The sequence below is a fragment of the Mesorhizobium sp. M7A.F.Ca.CA.002.09.1.1 genome (assembly GCF_003998555.1).
GTDB classification, from domain to species: domain Bacteria; phylum Pseudomonadota; class Alphaproteobacteria; order Rhizobiales; family Rhizobiaceae; genus Mesorhizobium; species Mesorhizobium ciceri.
In genome coordinates this window covers 1-5,594 of the sequence record NZ_RZRR01000320.1, presented here as the reverse complement: position 1 = coordinate 5,594, position 5,594 = coordinate 1, and the positions used below count along the sequence as shown (strand labels likewise).

Below are 5,594 nucleotides of genomic sequence, written 5' to 3'. Positions count from 1 at the left end.
CTCGTCGGGCTTGAGCCCGTGTGAGGCAATGAGCTCGGGGGTGATCGGCACGGAATTGGAAATGGTCATGGGCGGCGATTTTTATCCGGGACGTTGGGATTTTGAGTCCCGTCTTATCGCAAGCCTTGCGGCCGATACACCCATGGATTGACGAAAAACGACGGAAAACCGGACAAAGCCACGCAGTGTCAGGAGAAGCTGTCGTAGCCGGCGCGGCCTTCATCGAGAAGTCGCCGGATCACCGCAACGCCTTCAGCGATATCCCCGCGCTGTCTCGGCTGCGAAACGCCGAAGCGGACGCCATGGAAAACCTGCTCGGAACGGCCGGCCTTGAATTCGTCCTCGTCGTCGATCAGCACGCCGTGCTCCAGGCAAGCGTTCTTGAAGGTGCCGGAAAGCCAGGGGTCGGGCAGGGTCAGCCAGACAAAGGGCACCCTGTCATGCGACTTGAAGGCGAAGCCGGCCAAAGTCTCGCGTACGATGGCGATGCGGGCGCTGATTTCGGCGATGCTGCGCTTTCGTATCTCATCCGCCTGACCGGACAGCACCAGCCTTGTATTCACCTCCGCCAGCAGGAAGGGCATGCCGCCGGTCATCATCTTGTGGGCGACGCGGATGCGGTGGCGGTAGGCGGGCGGGCAGGAAAGCCAGCCGCCGCGCACACCGGCTGCGACCGACTTCGACAGGCCGCCCGCGACAATGGTCCTCTCAGGAGCATATTCGGCCAGCAACGGCGTCGGATCATCGGTCAGATTGCCATAGAGGTCGTCCTCGATGAGGACGACATTGTATTCGCGTGCGACATGGGCGATCGCTTCGCGGCGCGCCGCCGACAAGGTGGCCAGCGTCGGATTCTGCGCCGTCGGCATCAGGAAGATCATCTTGGGATGCTTTTGCGCGCAGACGCGCTCGAAATCCTGCGGATCGATGCCTTCATCGTCCGATGCCACCAACGCGGTGCGCCTGCCGATCAAGCCGGCACTGCGGGAAACCTGCGAGTAGGTGAGGTGCTCGAAGGCAACATAGTCGCCAGGCATGGTGAGCGCCGCGATCGCCGCCATCACCGCCGCATGGGTGCCGAGCGTGGGAACGATGGTGTCGGCATCCGGGCGAAAGGAATTGCGCGCCAACCAGCGGGCGCCGGCTTCGTACCATCGTTCGGGGAAATCCCTGGTGTAGCTCGAAATCTCATGCGGATGGTCTTGCGCCGTGCGCGACAGGACACCGGCGACAATGTCGCCCTGGCCGATATCAGGTGCTGCGGTGCTGTCGAAACGCAGCTTGCCTTTAGGCGCATCGATATAGCGCGTGCCTTCGCCGCCGACGTCCGGAGCCGGAAAATCCGGCTTCGCGCGCTGGCCGAGCACATAGGTTCCACGCCCGACCTCGCCGCTCACCAGCCCACGCTCGCGCAGCAATTGATAGGCCCGGCCGACCGTGCCGACGGTGGTGCCGATGTCGTAGGCGAGGTCGCGCTGCGGCGGCAACTTTGCGCCGGCATCGATCACGCCCCGATCGATGTCCGTCTCGATGGAATCCGCCAGCCGCTGATACAGCGGGCCGGAGCCGGCAGTGAGATCTGGAAGCCAATTTGTCATGGTGACAATTTTCTATATTGCACCGATAGATGAGTCAATACATATCAATCGCGTGCCAAAAGGGTACAATTTAGGACTTTGGCAGAAAGAAAATGAATACAATCGTGACAATACGTCATTCGAGCGCTGCATTATCGGCCCAATCGACACGCCCGTCGGCTCAGCGCGGCTTTGTCAGCCGCCTTGTGCGCGTGCTGAGGTCGCTGGCAAGATGGATCGACAACCTGCTGGATCGCCGCCGCAGCCGGTTGGCTCTGCTGGAGATGACCGACGACCAGCTCAAGGATATCGGCGTCACGCGCTGCGACGCCCACCGCGAGGGCATCAGGCCGTTCTGGGACTGACCGTGATCCCAAAAGTGGGAACCGGTTTGGGAAAGATGATGGTCCCGGGAAATCCGGACAGAAGGTCCGCACAGTTCTAACGGACCCTCGACGCCCTGGTGCGTGCAACGGCATGGTCCGCAAGGACGGCGACCACGCACAGCACGAGGAAAAGTCCGGTGATGGCTGCAGCTGAGATGACGACGCTGGTCGCGCCGTTCTTGGCGATGTTCAGGAAAGGGTAGGGCACCTCGCCGGCAAGCGGCGCCCGCACCAGCGCATAGACCAGATAAGCGATGGGATAGATCACCCACCACGAAATGTCGCTCCAGCGTGTCCGGCCGTCGGCGCCCGATATCAGCCACCACAGCACGAACAGCACCGGCGTGACGTAGTGCAGGAGAACATCGCAGAGCAGGAACAGTCCCTGCGGCTGCCAGAGTCGTGCCAGAACCGTTGCGTAGATGATGAAGACCAGTGCGATCGAAACCGCAACGCCGGTGCGCATCCGCGCCCCTGCAAAGGCCGGCAGCCAGGCATAGAAGGTGGGTGACAGCAGCGACGTGTACACCAGCACCGCGCCGATGTTGGTCAGGATGGTGAAGAAGCTGAAGACGAAAATGACGGAGCCAAGCAGGCTGCGGCCTGCTTCCATCGATGCAGGAATGCTGATGCAGAACTGCAGGATGAGCCCGGCCAGACCGATGACCAGCCCCACAATCTGCAGGAACCGGCCCATGGGCTAGGCCGTCGCGGCGCAGGCCGGATTGCCGGCCTGCCAGCGGGAAATGTCGGAGCCGATGCGGGCGCCGAGCGGATCGTTCATCAGCGGTCCGAAGACGTCGACACGGCTAGAATTGCCTTGCGCCTGCACGACCAGCAAAGGTTTGCCGCCATAGTGCTTGGCCGGAACCAGCAGGAAACGCGGCGTGCCGCTGAACGAATTCAGCTCATTGGCCATCTGATACGGTTTGAAGGCCGGGTCCTTGCTGGCGATCCAGCATTTGTGGGCGGCGATCGCCACTTGTTCCATGGCCAGCAGCGCTGCACTTTTGCCCGAGGGAACAGGCGTGCTCTTTGGCGTCGACTGGCAGGATGCCAGCACAAAGCCCGTCGCGGCGACCAGCGCGATCGTCCTCGACTTGATCAAGCGGCACCCATCTCAAGCTCGGACAGGAAGATTTTCAAGCCGTCGGTCATCTCGCCCCACACACGCGACAATGCCGGGTGTTGCGAGGCGATCTGCTGGTAGGCGTCGAATTTGGGATAGGCGTCGAGCAGGTCGTGGCGTCCTGTCATGGCGCGGAAATTGTTGAAGATGAACCGCGTCGGCGTCAGCCAGGCATCGGCGAAGCTGATGTCGTCGCCGAGTGCGAAGGGCCCTTGCGCCATACGGGCCTCGATTGCCGCCAGTCCATGATGCAGGCGGGCGAACTGAGCGTCGATCTCGGCATTGTTGCGCTTCGGCACGGAATGAAGCTCGAAAAGCTTCATCAACGGGGTCAGCACATCGAGATCGGTGATGCGGGCGAACATGCGCACCAGCGCACGGTCCTTGGAATCGGGGGGCAGCAGCGCCGGTTCTGGAAACCGTTCCTCGAGATATTCGGCGATGACCACCGATTCGACGATCGTCTCGCCCGAGCCGGTGATCAGCACCGGAATCCGGTTCATCGGCGAGATGGCGCGAAACTCTTCCGGGATGGGAAAACCGGGCGGCGGCGCGATGATCTTGAGTGGCACGTCCTTGATGTAGGCCAATGCCCGCACGATCGACGAGTAGGGCGACAACGGCCGCGAATAGAGTTTCATGACCGTCTCTCTCCCCAATGAACCAGACTTGCTCCAAAGAGACAGGAATGTCCGGCTGTTTTCAAGCTGTTCGCTTCGATATCGTCAGGCAGCGATGCCGAGGGCGCTCTCGAACAGTCCGCGGCCGTCGGTACCGCCATGAGCTGCTTCGATCAGGTTTTCCGGATGCGGCATCAGCCCGAGCACATTGCCTTGGCTGTTGACGATGCCGGCAATGTCGTTGATCGAGCCGTTGGGGTTGGTGCCCTCGGCATAGCGGAACACCACCTGGCCTTCGCCTTCGAGACGGGCAAGCGTGTCGGCGTCGGCGAAATAATTGCCGTCATGATGCGCGACCGGCGAGCGGATGATCTGGCCCGGCTGATAGCGGCGGGTGAACATGGTGTTGGCATTGGTGATCTCGAGCTTCACCTGCCGGCAGACGAATTTCAGCGAGGTGTTGCGCATCAAGGCGCCCGGCAACAAGCCGGCCTCGACCAGGATCTGGAAACCGTTGCAGACGCCGATGACCGTCACGCCCGCGGCCGCTTTTTCGGCCACTGCCCGCATGACCGGCATGCGCGCGGCGATCGCGCCACAGCGCAGATAGTCGCCGAAGGAAAAACCGCCCGGAATGGCGATCAGATCGACATCGGGGATTTCGGTGTCGGTTTGCCAGACGGTGACCGGCGGTGTTCCCGAAATCTTGGTCAGCGCCGCGATCATGTCGCGGTCGCGATTGAGGCCAGGCAGGAGGACGACGGCGGATTTCATTTTCTTAGTGATTCCCAAACTCGTCTAGGGCGAACCCATATTCGATTGCTGAGTAAATTTCGAGCAGGTACTGCTCTGCAATGTCTTCAACAACCACATATTTCACGCTGAGTGTCTTCAATCGCTCGATCTCTGCCCGAAAAACTTCAACGAAAGCCGGGTCTTTTTGAAGGTCTTTCCTGCCGGAACCTTTGCGATATGTGGGCTTTAGCCCTAGCTTTTGACGAGCGCGTTTGAAGGCATACGCAGCAGAACCATGATCTTGCCGGAGATGGTTCTTTAATCGCTGTGAGAGATTGTTCGTACGCCCGATTCTTTCGGGAGTGCCATCCTCCAAGAATAAATACACACCCGGCTCTGGTGGAAATTTATCCAGAAAGCCACGGGCTATTGCATCGTCGAGTCGGTGGAATAGCTCCACAACGTTGCTTGCATGTTTTGCAAAGACTGAGTTCAATCAGCCTATCTCCACCGCGTAATTCTCAATCACCGTATTCGCCAGCAGCTTGTCGCACATGGCCTTGAGGTCGGCTTCGGCCTTGGCCTTGTCGCTTTCCGCCAGCTCGACGTCGAACACCTTGCCCTGCCGCACCGTGCCGACGCCGCCGAAGCCCAGGCCGGACAATGCGTGTTCGATCGCCTTGCCCTGCGGGTCGAGCACGCCGTTCTTGAGGGTGACGGTAATGCGGGCCTTGATCACGCTGGACATGCTCCTGTTCTGATTATCGGGTCGCAAACCGCGATCAGTGCGGCTTGCCTTTGAGGCCGTCGGTCGAGGCGACGAGCACCGGGCCGGTCGGGCGCGGCGGCTCGTTCTCGTTCATGATGCCGAGGCGGCGGGCAACTTCCTGGTAGGCCTCGACGAGGCCGCCCATGTCGCGGCGGAAACGGTCCTTGTCGAGCTTGTCCTGCGTCGCCACGTCCCACAGGCGGCAGGAGTCCGGCGAGATCTCGTCGGCGACGACGATGCGCATCATGTCGCCTTCGAACAGGCGGCCGCATTCGATCTTGAAGTCGACGAGCTGGATGCCGACGCCCATGAACAGGCCGGAGAGGAAGTCGTTGACGCGGATCGCCAGCGCCATGACGTCGTCGATCTCCTGCGGGC

General features: G+C 61.1%; 9 protein-coding genes. 1 reads left to right on the top strand and 8 read right to left on the bottom strand.

Annotated elements, in window-relative coordinates; all coding sequences use genetic code 11:
- Nucleotides 1-188: 188 nt before the first annotated feature.
- On the bottom strand, nucleotides 189-1,598 hold the full coding sequence (locus EN994_RS15750; protein ID WP_013532134.1) for a PLP-dependent aminotransferase family protein: 1,410 nt from the start codon (nucleotides 1,596-1,598) through the stop codon (nucleotides 189-191).
- Nucleotides 1,599-1,690: 92 nt separating this feature from the next.
- Between EN994_RS15750 and EN994_RS15745 the strand changes: the two genes are divergently transcribed.
- Nucleotides 1,691-1,942: a DUF1127 domain-containing protein gene (locus EN994_RS15745; protein WP_063167819.1), complete on the top strand. Its 252-nt coding sequence runs from the start codon at nucleotides 1,691-1,693 to the stop codon at nucleotides 1,940-1,942.
- Nucleotides 1,943-2,018: 76 nt separating this feature from the next.
- On the opposite strand, the gene EN994_RS15740 is transcribed toward EN994_RS15745, so the two are convergent.
- The 7 genes from EN994_RS15740 to EN994_RS15710 form a co-directional block, all read right to left on the bottom strand.
- The gene (locus EN994_RS15740) at nucleotides 2,019-2,660 is read right to left on the bottom strand and encodes a Pr6Pr family membrane protein (RefSeq protein WP_013532132.1); all 642 of its coding nucleotides are present in this window, start codon (nucleotides 2,658-2,660) and stop codon (nucleotides 2,019-2,021) included.
- Between the two features lie 3 nt (nucleotides 2,661-2,663).
- The gene (locus EN994_RS15735; protein WP_063167820.1) at nucleotides 2,664-3,071 is read right to left on the bottom strand and encodes a hypothetical protein; all 408 of its coding nucleotides are present in this window, start codon (nucleotides 3,069-3,071) and stop codon (nucleotides 2,664-2,666) included.
- On the bottom strand, nucleotides 3,068-3,733 hold the full coding sequence (locus tag EN994_RS15730; protein ID WP_013532130.1) for a glutathione S-transferase family protein: 666 nt from the start codon (nucleotides 3,731-3,733) through the stop codon (nucleotides 3,068-3,070). The genes EN994_RS15735 and EN994_RS15730 overlap by 4 nt, the downstream gene beginning before the upstream one ends.
- An 84-nt stretch (nucleotides 3,734-3,817) precedes the next feature.
- Nucleotides 3,818-4,486 (bottom strand): phosphoribosylformylglycinamidine synthase subunit PurQ, encoded by a 669-nt coding sequence (gene purQ / locus EN994_RS15725; RefSeq protein ID WP_024504558.1) that lies wholly within the window; start codon nucleotides 4,484-4,486, stop codon nucleotides 3,818-3,820.
- A gap of 4 nt (nucleotides 4,487-4,490) precedes the next feature.
- Nucleotides 4,491-4,943, bottom strand: coding sequence for a hypothetical protein (locus EN994_RS15720; protein ID WP_063167821.1), 453 nt, complete (start codon nucleotides 4,941-4,943; stop codon nucleotides 4,491-4,493).
- Complete coding sequence (gene purS, locus EN994_RS15715; protein ID WP_063170213.1) at nucleotides 4,944-5,186, bottom strand: phosphoribosylformylglycinamidine synthase subunit PurS; 243 nt, start codon at nucleotides 5,184-5,186, stop codon at nucleotides 4,944-4,946.
- 43 nt (nucleotides 5,187-5,229) lie between these two features.
- Nucleotides 5,230-5,594 (bottom strand): phosphoribosylaminoimidazolesuccinocarboxamide synthase (locus tag EN994_RS15710; RefSeq protein WP_281060157.1); only part of this gene is annotated, 365 nt, incomplete at its 5' end.